Below are 15,783 nucleotides of genomic sequence, written 5' to 3'. Positions count from 1 at the left end.
CTTTAATCGTCATCCCCGCTACTTTATTCGTCATCCCCGCGAAGGCGGGGATCTTGTATGGCATCGGCACGTTGTTTGAGTAGATCCCGGGACGAGCCACGGATGACTGAGGCTCTTGTGTGGCTCGGTAACGCTGTGGTATTACATACGGCGTTTATGCGCCATGCATTCCACTTCCAGCATGGAGCCCATAGCCAGGCCGTCTACGCCAAAGGCACTGCGGGCCGGTAAGCTGCCTTTCGAAAAATATTGCACGTATACTTTGTTAAAATCGGGCCATTGCGCAATGTCGTCAATCATCACTGTGCATTTGAATACGTCTTCCATATCCAGGCCAATACTGTTGAGTGCGTTTTTAATGTTCTTCATTACCTGATGCGACTGATCGGTAATATTGTCGGCCAGTTTTCCGTTTTCATCGGCGGCAATCTGACCCGACAAATACACTATGTTGTCTACCTGGGTAGCCAACGAAAAAGGCATGTTAGGGTTGGGGTGAGGGTATCGTTTTAAGCCTGCTGATGCCGAGGCACTCAGACTAAAAATTAAACACATCAGGGTTAACTTTATTAAGTTCACCTTGTACTCCTGTCGTTATGTTTTTATGTATTGTTGAGCGAAATATTGACGCTTGGTTACCTATGTTTGCTCAGGGTGCGGCAAACAACAAGGTTACGCAGTGTTATTTGGGCCAAACAACCGAATTTTGCGGTTATTCGCACCCGACCAAATTACGTCGGGTGCAAATGCACCAAATGAAAGCGGTTACTTGTTATCGTAGCGCGCTTCGTATCGCAAAATCCTGCTGTTGGGATCGGCTATTACTACATCAAAGGGTGAAATAGACAACGTCACTGGCGAGGTTAAATCCAGTGTTTGTAGTTTGCCATTTACCGACACTTCCAGCGGCATTGGAAATGCCATATCACCTGGCGTTTTCCAGGCAAACGTAACGCTGTCTTGCGTACGGGTTTCTGTTAGTTCGGGTAAGGCTGGCTGATACAGGTAAACATTAAAGAACCAGTCCAGGTTTTGTCCGGTGCGTTTGTTCACAATATCAATGAAGTCCTGGGTATTGCGATACAGCGTGGAAAAATTCCCTGGTTGGGGTGAGTCTGTGCCGTAAACCAGTTCGCGTACTGAACTAAAGAAAGCCTCATCGCCAATCAGGTTGCGCAGTGTGTGCATGATCCACGAGCCTTTGTAGTAAATATCGAGTGCGGGGCCCACGCCGCGTTCGTATACCTGCTCAACTTCCATCAGTTTATTTGACACAATCGGGTGGGTGTTAATTAACCCTTTGCGCTGATTGTTCAGGTAGGTTTTATACGCCACATCGCCCGACAAATACTGGGCAAATAACGGCTGCATGTAGCTGCCAAGCCCTTCGTGGATCCACATGTGATCCCAGTTGTCGTTGGTTACCTGGTTGCCAAAATACTCGTGGGCAAATTCGTGCTGTAATAACCAGTCGAAACCAAATTCATCCTTCTTGTATTCGTTGCCATAGGCGTTAATGGTTTGGTGCTCCATACCCAGGTGCGGGGTTTGCACGACGCCGACTTTTTCATTGCCGAACGGGTAGGGCCCAATCATTCGCTCGAAAAACGTGAGCATAGTTGGAATTTCATCGAACAGCACTTTTGCCTGCTGCTCTTTGCCCGGTAAATGGTAGTACACCACCGGGTAGCTGTTGCCATAAATGCTGTTGTACGTGGTTTCCAGTTTTTCGTAAGGCGCAATGTTGAGCGCAATTCCATAAGTGTTGTGCGCTGAACGGGTTTGCCAGTGGTAAGTGCGTGTATCGCCATTGTCGGCTACGTTCACTAACACGCCGTTACTGGCTGCCACCAACGGCTTGGCCACGGTAATGTGTAAATCCGTTTGCGCGGGTTCACCAAAGGGCTGGTCAATACATGGCCAGAACAGGTCGCAACCTTCGCCCTGCACGGCTGTGGCTAACCAATTCTCGCCTTCAGGTGTTTTTTCCCACATCACCCCGCCGTCCCAGGGGGCGCGAACCGGGATGCGCGGCTGACCTTTATACACAATGGTAACGGTGAGTGGGAAGGATACGGCCGACACCGGGGTAATTTGTAATTCTCCCCCCAGATTGCGGTACTGAGTATCGGCCAGGATGTCGCCATTTACTGCTACGCTTTCTATGGTAAACACGCTATCAAGATCCACAGAGAAGGCTTCTCTGCTGCCTTGGCCTTCCAGTGTGAGTGTGGCATTGCCCATTAGCACTTTGTTTCTAAAATCAAAGGCAAAAGATAAGTCAGCATGCTTCACGCTGAGCCCTTGTTGTAATTCGGCTACGTCACCACCACTTTTTAAACTGTAGGGAGTGGATATCGGCCCACTGCTGGTTTGCAGCGTCTGGTTGCTGCCACAGGCAGACAGGGTGGCAATAGATACGGCCAGTGCTATGGCGGTTAGCTGTTTAATGCGGGTGTTAACCATGAACTATCTCTGTTGTTGTTATGTACGCCAGAGTATACAAAATTGATGTGTAAACAAGGTCAGGATAGGGTCAATTCCCGAAAATTTCTGGTAGAGGGCAGGTATGCTGCAAAGAATCAGCAGGTAGTTATTAATATCCCGTCTGACGCAGTTACCTCAAACGGGATAGTGGGATTATTCAAACAGCTCGCCGCGTAAGTCTTCTAAGGTGCTTAGCGTGTGCTCTTTGAGCAGTGTTTTAACTTTTTTGGATTCTCTGTTCATCCATGCGTCAAATATTTCCTGGTGTTCCCGGAAAGCGTCGGCTTCGCGATCAGGCGGATCAAGGTGTCTGCGCACATAACGTTCCGACAACAGGTGTACTTTAGTTAACAGCTCCTGCGTGATCTTGCGGTTGGCCGGTGCTGTTAAGGCCAGGTGAAACTCGCGATTAACGGTTACTGCCTGAGGAGAAATTTCGTACGCCATACTTTGTAAGCGTTTAAATATTTCTTCTACTTTTTGCCTGTCCTGCTGGGTGGCGCGTTTACAGCCCTGAGCGGCGGCTTCTGGCTCAAGTGTCTTGCGTAACTGAAACACATCTTCGGCTTCTGCCAGGCTAATTGGCCTGACAATAAATCCTCTGTTGGGATGTGAAATAAGCAAACCGTCTTGTTCTAACCGGGTAAGGGCTTCACGAAGCGGTATTTTACTCACGCCTAAATCCTGAGAGAGTGCGTCCTGACGAATGGGTTTTGCCGGAAACATGACATTGGCAAGTATCCGCTCACGAATGATTTCGTAAGCTTGCTCCGACAAGGTTTTAACCACAATTGACATCTATAAATTACTCCTAAGGAGAGTTTGTCTATTATCTTTTTTGTTATCGGCGACTGCACGAAATTGTGCGTTAAACACCATGTCATACAGTATACCATTTGAAAGTGAGTTACACGGTTATATGGTCTAAGTGGTTTATTTTTGAACAGTAGTGAATGATTTTTTTTAGATTTGAAGGTATTTCGCAGTAATTTTTCATTCATTTATCGAATTTCCTGGGTAGAAATCTCCCTATTTGGGGGGAGCGTAAGCACATTTAGTTAGTAACAAACCTGTAAAACGCGGTGGGCAATAAATAGACTAAATTTGTTTAATGTTTAAACAAATTAATGTATAAAAGGCAGCTAATATTTGTTGCAATAATTACTTTGGCGACAAGTTATAAAACGTAACGACAGTCACGCCGTAGTGAAATGGATGCCACAAGCCGTTCCGGTGTTAAAAAATCGAATAATACTAAGCAAATAGCGTTGCTATTAAAGCGTTGTAGCGCGGTATAACGGGCGAAATACAAATGGATAAAGCATCCTGGGAAGCGATCGGGCCTACCTGGCAGGATCGCAGTACTAAATTAAAGCAAATCATTGATATGCAAACCGCCATTGCCAAAGTTGGCATGGATTTATCATCGGTAATGCACCATATAGTGGAGTATTGCTGTGAACTGCTTAAATGCGACGGTGCTGCAATAGAGCTGCGTGAAGACAACCATATGGTATATCGGGCAACCAGTGGGATTGCAAATGCCCATTCCGGATTGCGATTGCCATTAAATGAGAGTTTGTCTGGATACAGTGTAAAAACGGGTGAACTGCAACTGTGCAATGATGTTGAACAGGATCCTCGTGTAAATTTATCTGCCTGCCAGACCCAGGGCATTGAATCCATGCTGCTCATTCCTCTTGAACACTCCGGTGATTTTGTTGGCGTATTGAAAGTGCTGTCGCGTAAGAAGCACTATTTCACCTTGGAGCACGCTGCCATTTTGCGTCTGGTGTCGGAGCAGGTGGCAGCATCGATGTATTTTTGCCTGCGTTACTTACCAGATAACCTGGTCTATCAGGCTACCCACGACAGTCTCACCCAATTGAAAAACCGCTCTGCCTTTATGGAACGTTTGCGCCGGGAGGTACACGTAAATGGCTGTCGCTATCAGCATCGATTTGGCCTGATGATTATCGACATGAACGGCTTAAAACGGGTAAACGACGAATTTGGCCATCGGGCTGGCGACGCGATGCTGGGCGAAATGGCCAGGCGCTTACAAAACACCTTCAGACCTACCGATCTGATAGCCCGCATAGGCGGCGACGAGTTTGGTGTTGTGGTGAGTAATATTCAAACCAGCGAGGCGCTTACCAGCGCTTCACAGCGCTTGAATGCTGAATTAGCGGCACCGCACAAATGTCATGGAAAGGAATTGAGCCTGAGTGCTTCGGTTGGCAGTGCCGCCTATCCGGATGATGCAAAACATGTTGAGCAGTTAATCGAACTTGCCGATCAGCGTATGTATCAGCACAAGCGAGCACATTACCAACAAGAATTTGCATAAATTTATAAATTACAATGGGTTGAAATGTTTTTTGCATTTACTGTACCGAAGGGTAAAATATGCAAAAGTAGTGGTAGCAGGAAACCTTTGTGACAAGTGGCCGTAAACGTGAATTTGACGCTGAAATAGCGCTTGAAGCTGCCATGCAAGTATTTTGGCAAAAAGGCTATGCCGGGGCGTCGCTGGCCGATTTAATTGAAGGTATGGGCATTAACAAACCCAGTATGTACCGGGCGTTTGGCAATAAAGAGGCCTTGTTTGTGCAGGCCACACAGCGGTATCTTGAAACCCGTATGCAGCCCCATTTACAACTGCTGCAAGAAACGCAAGTACCATTGCGCGAGCGTATTAAAAAACACATGATGTCTATTATTTCCATGCAATGTAACGCGGAGCATGCTAAAGGCTGTTATCTGGTGTTATGTCAGTCTGAAATGATAAGCGGAAATGTGCCACCGGACGCGGCTGAAATACTGGCTAAAGCCGATGCCTTGCCAAAGCAATTGTACACAGCGTTGTTCTCAGAATCACCCGAAGCGGTGGCGGCAGGCTTGCATTCACATGCTGAAGCGAATGCTGTGGCCTTATATACCTTACTTAAAGGCACCGCGTCCATGGCGCGCTGCGGTGCTGGGATAGCAGAGTTGGAATTCGCCGTAGACAGCATGCTAGATGGCTTGTTTCAGCGCACCACCAAACTCTCCTAAATGACGCACTTCTACCGTTGGCTGGATACCCCAGGGATCAAACACCATTTGCGGGCTGCGTTTTACCCACGCGGTTTGTAACCCGCATTCGCTCGCCCCAATGACATCAAAAGGGTTACTTGAAATGAGCCAGGTTCGGTTGGCTGGGCAGTTAACCGAGTGCAGTAAATACTGGTAAATGGTTGGGTCGGGCTTGAACGTAGAAACGGCATCGGCCGTGATCACATTCGTAAAATAACCATCAATACCGGCATGCAATAGCAGGCTGTCTACTGCGGCTTTTTCGCCGTTTGAAAATGCTACCAGTGTGTATTTCTCCGCCAACGTCTTCAGTGCCGGCTGTACATCGGTAAATGCGGGTAACCTCAAATAGCTAGTCAGCAAGGTTTGTTGCTGCTCATTGCTCAAGGCTATTTGCAAATGCTGGCATGTAAATGTCAGTGCTTGTGCTGTGCACAATGAAAACGGTTGATAGCGGCGCATAAGCCCGCGTCTGAACGAGTATTCAAGCTGTTTGTTTCGCCAGGTATGAGAAAACAACTCTGCTTTGTCACCCACCAGTAATGCCAGATCTGCCAACAGGCCATGGGTATCAATAAGTGTGCCGTACACATCAAATGCCAATACTGATTTCATCGTTATCTTCTCACTCGTCAGGTAGTCAGCTAAAAGTTGTTTGACTTTAACTTACCGATCGGTACAATTCAAATTTCTTTACGTACCGATTGGTACAAAATAGTTTAAAATAAGGAAACAGCAATGACATCTCTCACCATTCACACGATTGAATCAGCCCCTGAAGCCAGTAAACCTATGCTGGAAGAATCAGTGAAGGCCTTTGGTATGTTGCCGAATTTGCATGGCATTATGGCCGCATCACCTCAGGTATTGGAAGGCTACAAAGCACTGCATGATTTATTTCAAAAAACGTCTTTTAATGCAGAAGAGTTAACCGTTGTATGGCAAACCATTAATGTTGAACATGGCTGCCATTACTGTGTGCCAGCACATACTGCAATTGCCCATGCGATGAAAGTGAGTGCAGAATTGACCGAGGCATTGCGCAATCAACAGCCAATGCCAACTGCAAAGTTGCAGGCGCTACAGGATATGACACTGTTAATAACCCGCAACCGGGGTGTGGTGTCGGCTGCTGAATTGGACGCCTTTTATTCTGCTGGCTATGAAGAGCGCCATGTACTGGAAATTATTATGGGATTGGCGCAAAAAGTAATGAGTAATTACATTAACCACATTGGTCATACGCCGGTGGATGCACCGTTTGCAAAGTTTAACTGGACTAAATAGTTTTTTGCGCCAGCACTTTATTATTACCAATACGGCCGGATGTTACCGGCCGTATTGCTTAACGGGGTCGGCTGGATACTCGCAATCTGCGGTTTTCGCGTCAGCATTTACCACATACCAATTGTGGCGATGTGCAAAGCCTACCTCAATCGCTTGTTCTGCGTTAAAACAGCTTTGTTGCAACTGCTCATCGGCCAGTAAAAGGTATCGCTTGCCGTCGCCATCTAGCCATTGATTCGCTCCCTGAAGCTGCACGTTTGTTGGTGTGTGATAGCCAAAGTGTGTTACCGGATAGGGTGAAAATAGAATAAATTGCTCCGCAAATTCAACCAGCGCAATCTGCGAATCATCAGGTATGTGTTGCTGCATACTGGCGAACACTGATTCGGGCGTGCGTATCGGGCCCATTAGGTGGTACCCCCAGGTGCTGTACAATATCCATAATCCACTAATGAGTATGGGCCAGCTCTTCCACATCGCTTGCCGGTATCCCACCAATAACGACACTGCACCTAACAATGCGGCAGTGATGAAAAAGCCTGCTGTATCTACATCGTAATCGGCCAGTGCGCGTTTTATCCAGTGCGCGTCGACTAATGCGCTAATACCTGCTATCGCGAAAATCACAGTGAGCACGGCACATAATCCAAATATCAATCTGCTTAACCCACGGCGGCAAAGTAGCTCTGTGCAATAGGGCGCGGCAATTAACGCTAGCATAGGTACGGCGGGCAGAATATAGACGCCGCGTTTACCCGGACTCAGGCTAAAGAAAAGGAGTAACAGAACTATCCAGCCTGCGGGGAGCAGAATACGGGCGTCCATTTGCCGGATGGCCCGCCACCATTTGGGGACCAGCCAGGGTAAAGCCACACTAACAGGCAGCCAGAATACGGGGATCACCGAAGTCAGGTAATACCAAAATGGTTTGATATGGTGCCAGGAGTCGGCGTAGCGGGTAACCGTTTGTTTAAACAGAATGTTATCGCGATACGCATGAAACGCAGGATTGTCGCTAACAGACACCAGGTAGTACATGGGGACAAACCACAGGGAAATTGCAAACAGCATAACCACCGGCCCAAGCCACCATTTTAACGCAGTTGCCCGGTAGGGACGCATTACCAGTGTGTTTTTAGTTTTTATGCGATAAAGCCAGTAGGGCACCAGCATAAGCGCGGGTAAAAAGCCCACGCCTTTTGTTATTACCCCCAGCCCCATGGAAAACCAGGCCAGGTAGTACCAGCGCCATAAGCCGTCGGTAAGCATAAAGCGCAATAAGCCATAGCAACCAAGGGTGATAAAGGCGCATACCAACGCGTCGATTTGAGCGGTTTTGGCTTGCAACGTAAACTGCACAGTAAACAGCATTAACAAGCCGGCAATAAAGCCGGTGTTCACGTTCCATAAGCGGCGGCCCAAGTCGTAAACCAGCCATACGGTGGCAAGTCCTGCCAGTGCTGAGGGCAACAAAAAAGCCAGTTTCAGATTCCCAGTGAGGGCATAAAACATCGCAATGGCCCACATAAATACCGGGGGCTTATCAGGGTATATCTCGCCTCCCCGCATGGGGAAAAACCACTGGCCGGTGTCTACCATATCGCGGGCGATAAGGGCAAAACGGGGTTCATCTGCAGGCCAGGGATCGCGAAGTCCTAATCCGGTTAAAATCAGGAGTGCGGCGAATGACAGTAATACAACGAGAGGGTACGCCTGATATACGGCAGGCGCTGCCATAGAGGGTGACTTCATCATACAGACTGCGAAGGTGATGTAGTGGAGGCGGCGCTGACTGATGTAGTGGTGTTAGATGAGGATACGCTAAGTCGCTCGGCTTTATATTGCTTGTACAAATAAACCCCAAGTAAGGAAGATAAACCAAGCATACCCACGCTTAAGCCAATTTTCCAATAGGATTGCACCAGTATTCCTTTGCCCATGAGTGCAAAAATTGCCATTTGCGGAATATAGCCAATCATCGAGCCGGTTATAAATACCCTGGCCGGTACATGACTCACACCCGCCACCAGGTTGGTAGCAAGATTATTACCAAACGGCATCAGGCGGATAACGATGGTCATCAGAAAAGGCTTAATGGCAACGAAGTTGTCGAGTCTGGCAATTTTGCTGGCGTATTTTCTGCGTAAGGTACGTCGCGCAAACGTGCGGGAAAAGGCAAATACTGCGGCGCAGCTAACTGTTGTGCCAATCAGCGAGTACACCAACCCTTCACCGAATCCAAAGGCGTACCCAGCTAAAAATGCAGTAAGCTGACGCGGCAAGCCAATAGCAGTTAATGCGCAAGCCATGCCAACAAAATAGGCAATCCCTACCCAGCCGTTATTGCGTGTATTGACATCCACCCAATCCTGATTGAACGCCGCAACCGCAGGTAAATGTCGCACGAGTTCACTTACACCCAAACAGGCAAGCAATATAAACAGCAAATACACACTGTTTTTCACCATGGGTTGGAACTTATGTTTATTCATCTTCAAACACAACCTGCGCAATTTTGGCGCGTCTTTGTAGCCATAACACGCCAAACATATCAACTATGCCCACCCATAATCGGCTTAACATGGTGTAATTGGATGTGCCGTGTCTGCGATCGCGATGATTCACCGGGACCACTCGAATTTCACCGCCCTGGCGTTTTACCAGTGCAGGAATAAAGCGATGCATGTGATCAAAATACGGTAATTTCAGGAATGTCTCGCGAGGAAACAGTTTAATCCCACAGCCGGAATCAGGCGTGTCATCGTTTAGAAAACGACTGCGAATGCCATTTGCAATGCGGGATTGGAATCGTTTCCATGCGGTATCTTTGCGGTTTTTTCGGTAACCGGCAATACAAAAACACTGGGAAGAAGAGAAGGACTTTGCGGCGTCCAGTAATGCCGGGATATCAGCGGGATCGTTTTGACCATCGGCGTCGAGGGTAACAATCAGCTCGCCTTTGGCATGGTACACGCCCGTGTAAACAGCAGTGCTTTGACCCACAGAATAAGCATGCTTTAACACACGTAACTGGGGAAAACGACTCAATGCCAGTGAACGCAGCACACGATAGGTGTTATCTGTACTGCCGTCATCGACATAAATAACCTCAAAAGGGTAGTCGCTCCCCAAAGCAGCAACGATCTCACTTACCAATGGTTCAATATTGTCCTGTTCATTTTTGGCAGGGATAACTACAGAAAGCAAAACGTCCACACTCTTATCTTTTTTATGTGCCTCAACTATAAAGAGGCAACCTTAAGGTAGGCTTAAGGTAGAATATATAAAACAATTTGTCTAATTACGAAACCAATCGTATTTGCTCGCGCAACCAGCGAATCGCTTCATCCTGCTCACTATTTTCATGCCAGTACATGTCGATATCCAGCCCTGGCAAGGTTACCGGGAGCGCAACAATTTCTAATGTTTCATCCAGCAATCCTTTTGCTATGGATGTTGGAATAGTAAGTAAGTATTCGCTATTTTTTAATAAAAGCTTGGCGGTTTGATAGCTTTGACAGCGTAATACCTGTTGGCGGTTAATACTTTGCTGTTGCAAATTGATGTCTTCAATAACCCGTCCGGTTGCCCGGTGACTCACCGTAATATGCTGGGCTGATAAATACTCCTCCTGTGTTAACGCTTTTTGATGGTGCCGACTGCGCAACACCACAAATTCGTCGGTGCTGAGTCGCTGATGTAACACGGGTTTGGATAACGGTAGTGCAACGTCAATGGCGATATCGGCCTGCCCGGTAGCCAGATGTCGGCTAATGTTGGGGCGATCCAGCGGACGGCAGGCCAATTGTACATCAGGCGCAAGCGAGCGCATTCGGGTGAACAGCGCAGGAATAAACAAGGGTTCCAGAGCATCGTGGATCATAATATTAAACCGCTGTTCACTGCTGGCAGGGTCAAATCGGGTAAATTGCTGTACCGCCATGCGCAACCCGTTCAAATGCGAGAGTAACAATGGCGCAATACGTCGGCACAGGCTGGTGGGTTGCATACGCGACGCTTTGCGTTCAAACAGGGGATCGTTCATATGCTCGCGTAATCGCTTTACGGCATGACTAATGGCCGACGGCGTGATAAACAGGCGCTCTGCCGCGCGTGTCATATTTTGTTCTTCGTAAAGTGCTTCAAAAATCTTCAGAAGATTAAGATCCAACTGTTGAAGAGGCTTGTCTGGCATAGTAAGTACTGTGAATTTAATTCATAGTTTGAATGTACTGAATTTCACTTCATTCATCAAATGCAACTGGTTAGACTTGTTAACAAATAAACAACAAGCCGGTTGTGACCTTATGAATTTTGAGCACAGTGAAAGAAGCCGCGAGTACGTGGCTCGCGTCAGTGAATTTATGCAGCGTTACGTGCTGCCAAATGAAGCCCGCATCATGCAGGACAACCATGCGAATAATGGACATGGCAACTGGCGGCAGTGGCAGCTCAATCCCACCGTGCAGGAATTAAAAAACAAGGCCAAAGTTGAAGGACTGTGGAATTTATTTTTACCTGACGCAACGTTAGGGCAAGGGCTAAGTTGCGTGGATTACGCACCCGTGGCAGAAGCCATGGGGCAAAGCTTGCTGGCGCCAGAGATTTTCAATTGTAACGCGCCCGACACCGGTAACATGGAAGTGTTGTATCACTTTGGCAGCGAAGAGCAGAAAGCTCGTTGGTTAACACCGTTGCTAAATGGCGAAATTCGCTCGGTGTTTGGTATGACCGAGCCCGACGTAGCGTCTTCCGACGCCACCAATATGCAGGTCACCATAACACCAGACGGCGATGAGTTGATTATAAATGGCAGCAAATGGTGGACAACCGGATTAGGCCACCCCAATGCCAGGATTGCCATTGTGATGGGGCTATCTAACCCAGACGCTGAAAAACACAGCCGCCACAGTATGGTACTGGTGCCGCTGGATACCCCCGGACTCACGATTAAACGCATGCTTACCGCATACGGCGACTACGATGCCCCTTATGGTCATGGCGAAATGCATTTTGACAACGTGAGGGTACCTGCTTCACACATTATTATGGGGCTGGGGAAAGGTTTTGCCATTGCCCAGGGGCGTTTAGGACCTGGCAGAGTACATCATTGTATGCGCGCCATTGGCGCCGCAGAGCGCGCTTTGTCGTTAATGATTCGCCGCGGCGCTTCGCGGGTGGCGTTTGGACAGCCGATTATCAAATTAGGCGGCAATTTAGAACGGGTGGCCGACGCCAGAATGCTTATTGATCAGGCCCGGTTACTTACACTAAGTGCCGCCTGGAAAATTGATAACGTTGGTGTAAAACAGGCCATGACCGAAATATCTGCCATTAAGGTGGTAGTGCCCAATATGCTGCAACAAGTGGTGGATATGGCTATTCAAATGCATGGTGGGGCGGGCATGTGTGGCGATTTTCCCTTGGCTGGGTTTGCTGCCATGGCTCGCAGTTTGCGATTGGCCGATGGACCGGATGAAGTACATAAAGCCATGGTGTCGCGTTTGGAACTGGCGAAATACAAAGCCGCTGACGCGGCGAAATAACCGGGCTAACAAGGAGTGAGACTATGCAGCAACGTGTGGTAGTAACAGGCGGCGCGTCGGGACTGGGCAGAGCACTGGCATTACGTTGGGCCAGGGCAGGTGCCGATATTGTGATTGCCGATATTCACGCCAAGCGTGGGCAGGAGGTAATAGCAGAGTTGACCGCGCTAGGGCGCCAAGCGTGGTATGTGCATTGTGACATTCGCAGCGACAGCGACGTTAAGGCACTGGTGGAGCGGGTAAGTGAAATCTGGCCGTCGGTAGATTTACTCGTTAATAACGCAGGGGTAGCAACCGCAGGAAGCCTGATAGAAGAAGATATAGAACAATGGGCCTGGGTACTCGATATTAACGTACTTGGCGCGGTGAGAATGACCCGGGCCATGCTACCCTTGCTAAAAGCGCAAGGCGGTGGCTACCTGCTCAATGTGGCATCTCAGGCGGGTATTACTGCAGCGCCGGTGATGGCATCGTATAACGCCAGTAAGGCCGCGATTGTAAGTTTTTCTGAAACCATGAAACTGGAACTGATTGATGCCAGGATTGGTGTCAGTGTGTTGTGTCCGGGCTTTTTTAAAACCAACCTCGATGAGTCAGTGCGCAGTGCAAACCCGGCCATGAAAGGCGTGGTGACGCGGCTGCTCGACAAAGCGCAAATTGGCGCCGACGACGTTGCGAACTGTGCGTTCGACGGTGTGCAGGCAGGGCAATTTATGTTGCTGAGCCATAAAGAAGGGAAAAAAGCTTACCGCATCAAACGCTGGTTCCCGGAGTATTACTTTAAAATGATGGCCGACCACACCAAACGGTTACGAAAAATGGGGCAATAACACACAATGACTACACCCTACGTAGACAAAGCGGGATCGGTAAGAGCAGGCGAAAACCTGCCGGTTGAGCCGGTACACGCCTGGTTAACGCAACAGGTAAATGGCCTGTCGGGTTTGCCCGAGGTAACTCAGTATTCAGGCGGAGCGTCGAACTGGACGTACTGCCTGAGTTATCCCGAAGCCGAATTCATTTTGCGAAGGGCACCGGCGGGCACCAAGGCTAAAGGGGCACACGATATGGGCCGCGAATTTCGTCTTCAGCAGGCCCTGAAACCGGTATATCACTATGTACCCGCTATGGTGGGGTATTGTAACGACGACAGCCTGATTGGCAGTGATTTTTACGTAATGGAAAAAATCACCGGCGTGATCCCGCGTAAGCATTTTCCCCGCGGTCTTGAAGTCACCGAAGCGCAAAGCCAGCAACTGTGTAAAAACATGTTCGACAGTCTGATTGCACTGCACAGTGTTGATTACGAGCAGGCCGGACTTGAGCATCTGGGCAAAGGCGAAGGCTATACCGAACGGCAAATCAGCGGCTGGCGCACGCGCTATCAGAAAGCTAAAACCTGGAATGTGCCGTCCGGCAACAAGGTTATTCGCTGGTTGGAGAACAACCTGCCGACAAAAGAACATATTTGCTTAACCCACAATGACTTCAGACTGGATAACCTGGTGCTGGATCCCAGCGATGTTACCCGCATTATGGCGGTACTCGATTGGGAACTGGCTACCCTGGGCGATCCGCTTATGGATTTGGGCAATACGCTGGCTTATTGGGTAGAGCCCGGTGATGATTTTATGGCGCAAATGACCCGTCGCCAGCCCACGCACCTGCCCGGTATGATGAGTCGCAAAGAGATTGTCGAATATTACATGTCGAGCATGTCGCTGGATGTGGATGATTTTCGCTTTTACGAAGTGTACGGGTTGTTCAGGCTCGCGGCGATTGCCCAGCAAATTTACTACCGTTACCATCACAAACAAACCCGCAACCCGGCATTTAAACGCTTCTGGATATTTGTGCATTATTTACTGTGGCGCTGTGAGCGTGCCATTAAGGGGCGTTAGCCATGAGTTGCGTATATTTACTGCGCCACGGGCAGGCCAGCTTTGAAGCCGATGATTACGATGCGCTGTCTGCGTTAGGCGAACAGCAAGCCCGGCGCACTGGCGAAGACTTGTTGCGCCGGGGGATTGCGTTTGATCAGATAGTGTGTGGCGGCATGCAGCGTCATGGCCAAACACTCAGTGCCTTGCAGCAAGGTTTTTCAAAGGCGTTACCCAACGCGCCAATTAACCCTGACTGGAACGAGATTGATCATCACAGTGTACTGGGCGGATTTGACACAAGACTGGCAACCGCCGCGAGTATGCGTAAGTATTTATTGGCTCAGTCTCATCCCGAAAAAGCGTTTTTAACCGTGTTTACTCGGGCGGTAACACGCTGGCAAAGTGGCCAGCATGATGCCGATTACACCGAAAGCTGGCGCGAGTTTAAAGGGCGAGTGATATCGGCACTGGATACGACGTTCGCTGGATTAGAAAAAGGCCAGCAAGCGCTGGTAGTGACCTCGGGCGGGCCGATTGCACTGGTAGTTGCCAGCCTGATGCAGCTCCCTGAAACGAATTGGTTTAACCTTAACTGGACGTTGGTGAATACGGGGATCACAAAAATCCTGCGTACGGGAGGGCGGTTAATGGTGTCGTCGGTAAACGAACATCAGCATTTGGACACGCCTTCCAGCGGTTCACTGATCACTTACAAATAAAGAGAATAACAATGCGTAACAATATTTTGATCACCGGCGCAAGTTCAGGACTCGGCCATGGGATGGCGATAGAATTTGCTAAACAGGGCTGTAATCTGGCGCTTTGTGCCCGGCGCGCAGACCGACTGGAAGCCCTAAAATCGCAGTTGCAGGTCATTAATCCGGGTATAAAGGTATTTATTCGTTCGCTGGATGTGGATGATCACGAGGCTGTGTTTGATGTGTTTAAAGCCTTTCGCGACGACATGGGCAGCCTGGACCGGGTAATAGTGAATGCCGGTATGGGCAAAGGTGCATCAATTGGTACCGGCTATTTTCATGCGAATAAGCAAACGGCGGTCACTAACTTTGTGTCGGCGATAGCGCAATGCGAAGCGGCAATGGAGATTTTTCGCGAGCAAAACGCCGGTCATCTGGTGACGATTTCTTCTATAAGTGCGGTGCGGGGCTTCCGCAGGGCCATGACCGTGTATGCTGCCACCAAAGCGGCTATCACGTCGTTGTCGGAGGGCATTCGCATAGATGTGCGTAACACGCCCATAAAGGTAACCTGCATTCACCCAGGATTCATCCGCAGTGAAATAAACGAAAAGGTAAAAAAGGTGCCCTTTATTGTAGATACTGAAACGGGTTGTAAAGCAATGGTAAAAGCCATCAACAAAGAAAAGGCAAACAGCTATGTACCCACCTGGCCCTGGGCCTGGTTGCACTGGATTTTGCGTATTGCGCCGCAAAGCTGGATTGCCAAAATGAGCTAGCTAGGTTCAATTGAAACAAAAAAGA

16 protein-coding genes are annotated in these 15,783 nt (G+C 48.8%); 8 read left to right on the top strand and 8 right to left on the bottom strand.

Annotated elements, in window-relative coordinates; genetic code table 11:
* Positions 1-141 precede the first annotated feature (141 nt).
* The 3 genes from FJ444_RS03095 to FJ444_RS03085 form a co-directional block, all read right to left on the bottom strand.
* The gene (locus FJ444_RS03095) at positions 142-579 is read right to left on the bottom strand and encodes a RidA family protein (RefSeq protein ID WP_255438942.1); all 438 of its coding nucleotides are present in this window, start codon (positions 577-579) and stop codon (positions 142-144) included.
* 186 nt (positions 580-765) lie between these two features.
* On the bottom strand, positions 766-2,466 hold the full coding sequence (locus tag FJ444_RS03090) for a M1 family metallopeptidase (protein ID WP_140956432.1): 1,701 nt from the start codon (positions 2,464-2,466) through the stop codon (positions 766-768).
* A gap of 174 nt (positions 2,467-2,640) precedes the next feature.
* Complete coding sequence (locus FJ444_RS03085) at positions 2,641-3,285, bottom strand: GntR family transcriptional regulator (RefSeq protein ID WP_140956431.1); 645 nt, start codon at positions 3,283-3,285, stop codon at positions 2,641-2,643.
* Between the two features lie 514 nt (positions 3,286-3,799).
* On the opposite strand from FJ444_RS03085, the gene FJ444_RS03080 reads away from it, so the two are divergent.
* Positions 3,800-4,837 (top strand): sensor domain-containing diguanylate cyclase, encoded by a 1,038-nt coding sequence (locus FJ444_RS03080; RefSeq protein WP_140956430.1) that lies wholly within the window; start codon positions 3,800-3,802, stop codon positions 4,835-4,837.
* An 89-nt stretch (positions 4,838-4,926) separates the two neighbouring features.
* Positions 4,927-5,544, top strand: coding sequence for a TetR/AcrR family transcriptional regulator (locus tag FJ444_RS03075; RefSeq protein ID WP_140956429.1), 618 nt, complete (start codon positions 4,927-4,929; stop codon positions 5,542-5,544).
* On the opposite strand, the gene FJ444_RS03070 is transcribed toward FJ444_RS03075, so the two are convergent.
* Positions 5,506-6,180, bottom strand: a complete 675-nt coding sequence (locus FJ444_RS03070) for a haloacid dehalogenase type II (protein ID WP_140956428.1) — start codon at positions 6,178-6,180, stop codon at positions 5,506-5,508. The two genes, FJ444_RS03075 and FJ444_RS03070, sit on opposite strands and share 39 nt — an antisense overlap.
* 123 nt (positions 6,181-6,303) lie before the next feature.
* Here FJ444_RS03070 and FJ444_RS03065 point away from each other — a divergent pair, with 123 nt between their 5' ends.
* Positions 6,304-6,852, top strand: a complete 549-nt coding sequence (locus tag FJ444_RS03065; RefSeq protein WP_140956427.1) for a carboxymuconolactone decarboxylase family protein — start codon at positions 6,304-6,306, stop codon at positions 6,850-6,852.
* Between the two features lie 42 nt (positions 6,853-6,894).
* On the opposite strand, the gene FJ444_RS03060 is transcribed toward FJ444_RS03065, so the two are convergent.
* The 4 genes from FJ444_RS03060 to FJ444_RS03045 all read right to left on the bottom strand — a co-directional run bounded on the left by FJ444_RS03060 (position 6,895) and on the right by FJ444_RS03045 (position 11,047).
* Positions 6,895-8,607: a glycosyltransferase family 39 protein gene (locus tag FJ444_RS03060; RefSeq protein ID WP_140956426.1), complete on the bottom strand. Its 1,713-nt coding sequence runs from the start codon at positions 8,605-8,607 to the stop codon at positions 6,895-6,897.
* Entirely contained in the window at positions 8,604-9,344 is a 741-nt protein-coding gene (locus FJ444_RS03055) for a TVP38/TMEM64 family protein (protein ID WP_140956425.1), read from the bottom strand. Before FJ444_RS03055 ends, FJ444_RS03060 begins: the two co-directional genes overlap by 4 nt.
* The gene (locus FJ444_RS03050; RefSeq protein ID WP_140956469.1) at positions 9,337-10,059 is read right to left on the bottom strand and encodes a glycosyltransferase family 2 protein; all 723 of its coding nucleotides are present in this window, start codon (positions 10,057-10,059) and stop codon (positions 9,337-9,339) included. Before FJ444_RS03050 ends, FJ444_RS03055 begins: the two co-directional genes overlap by 8 nt.
* A 94-nt stretch (positions 10,060-10,153) precedes the next feature.
* Positions 10,154-11,047, bottom strand: a complete 894-nt coding sequence (locus FJ444_RS03045; RefSeq protein ID WP_140956424.1) for a LysR family transcriptional regulator — start codon at positions 11,045-11,047, stop codon at positions 10,154-10,156.
* 112 nt (positions 11,048-11,159) lie between these two features.
* Here FJ444_RS03045 and FJ444_RS03040 point away from each other — a divergent pair, with 112 nt between their 5' ends.
* Genes FJ444_RS03040 through FJ444_RS03020 form a run of 5 tightly spaced genes read left to right on the top strand, consistent with a single transcriptional unit; the run spans position 11,160 to position 15,758 of the window.
* Positions 11,160-12,398 (top strand): acyl-CoA dehydrogenase family protein, encoded by a 1,239-nt coding sequence (locus tag FJ444_RS03040; protein ID WP_140956423.1) that lies wholly within the window; start codon positions 11,160-11,162, stop codon positions 12,396-12,398.
* A 23-nt stretch (positions 12,399-12,421) separates the two neighbouring features.
* Entirely contained in the window at positions 12,422-13,228 is an 807-nt protein-coding gene (locus FJ444_RS03035; protein WP_140956422.1) for an SDR family oxidoreductase, read from the top strand.
* 6 nt (positions 13,229-13,234) lie between these two features.
* On the top strand, positions 13,235-14,299 hold the full coding sequence (locus tag FJ444_RS03030) for a phosphotransferase family protein (RefSeq protein WP_140956421.1): 1,065 nt from the start codon (positions 13,235-13,237) through the stop codon (positions 14,297-14,299).
* Between the two features lie 2 nt (positions 14,300-14,301).
* On the top strand, positions 14,302-15,000 hold the full coding sequence (locus FJ444_RS03025; RefSeq protein ID WP_140956420.1) for a histidine phosphatase family protein: 699 nt from the start codon (positions 14,302-14,304) through the stop codon (positions 14,998-15,000).
* An 11-nt stretch (positions 15,001-15,011) separates the two neighbouring features.
* The gene (locus FJ444_RS03020) at positions 15,012-15,758 is read left to right on the top strand and encodes an SDR family oxidoreductase (RefSeq protein WP_140956419.1); all 747 of its coding nucleotides are present in this window, start codon (positions 15,012-15,014) and stop codon (positions 15,756-15,758) included.
* The last annotated feature ends 25 nt before the right edge of the window (positions 15,759-15,783 follow it).

Origin of the sequence: Aestuariibacter sp. GS-14, from assembly GCF_006494365.1 — a bacterium.
In the GTDB taxonomy this organism is placed as follows: Bacteria; Pseudomonadota; Gammaproteobacteria; order Enterobacterales; family Alteromonadaceae; genus Alteromonas; species Alteromonas mangrovi.
The sequence above is the reverse complement of the archived record's forward strand: the minus strand, read 5'-3'. Positions and strand labels throughout refer to the sequence as shown.

Bases quoted from the DNA above. Each gene is read 5' to 3' on its own strand.
- FJ444_RS03090 (WP_140956432.1), bottom strand. From the start codon at position 2,466: ATGGTTAACACCCGCATTAAACAGCTAACCGCCATAGCACTGGCCGTA.
- FJ444_RS03085 (WP_140956431.1), bottom strand. From the start codon at position 3,285: ATGTCAATTGTGGTTAAAACCTTGTCGGAGCAAGCTTACGAAATCATT.
- FJ444_RS03080 (WP_140956430.1), top strand. From the start codon at position 3,800: ATGGATAAAGCATCCTGGGAAGCGATCGGGCCTACCTGGCAGGATCGC.
- FJ444_RS03070 (WP_140956428.1), bottom strand. From the start codon at position 6,180: ATGAAATCAGTATTGGCATTTGATGTGTACGGCACACTTATTGATACC.
- FJ444_RS03065 (WP_140956427.1), top strand. From the start codon at position 6,304: ATGACATCTCTCACCATTCACACGATTGAATCAGCCCCTGAAGCCAGT.
- FJ444_RS03060 (WP_140956426.1), bottom strand. From the start codon at position 8,607: ATGATGAAGTCACCCTCTATGGCAGCGCCTGCCGTATATCAGGCGTAC.
- FJ444_RS03055 (WP_140956425.1), bottom strand. From the start codon at position 9,344: ATGAATAAACATAAGTTCCAACCCATGGTGAAAAACAGTGTGTATTTG.
- FJ444_RS03045 (WP_140956424.1), bottom strand. From the start codon at position 11,047: ATGCCAGACAAGCCTCTTCAACAGTTGGATCTTAATCTTCTGAAGATT.
- FJ444_RS03040 (WP_140956423.1), top strand. From the start codon at position 11,160: ATGAATTTTGAGCACAGTGAAAGAAGCCGCGAGTACGTGGCTCGCGTC.
- FJ444_RS03035 (WP_140956422.1), top strand. From the start codon at position 12,422: ATGCAGCAACGTGTGGTAGTAACAGGCGGCGCGTCGGGACTGGGCAGA.
- FJ444_RS03030 (WP_140956421.1), top strand. From the start codon at position 13,235: ATGACTACACCCTACGTAGACAAAGCGGGATCGGTAAGAGCAGGCGAA.
- FJ444_RS03025 (WP_140956420.1), top strand. From the start codon at position 14,302: ATGAGTTGCGTATATTTACTGCGCCACGGGCAGGCCAGCTTTGAAGCC.
- FJ444_RS03020 (WP_140956419.1), top strand. From the start codon at position 15,012: ATGCGTAACAATATTTTGATCACCGGCGCAAGTTCAGGACTCGGCCAT.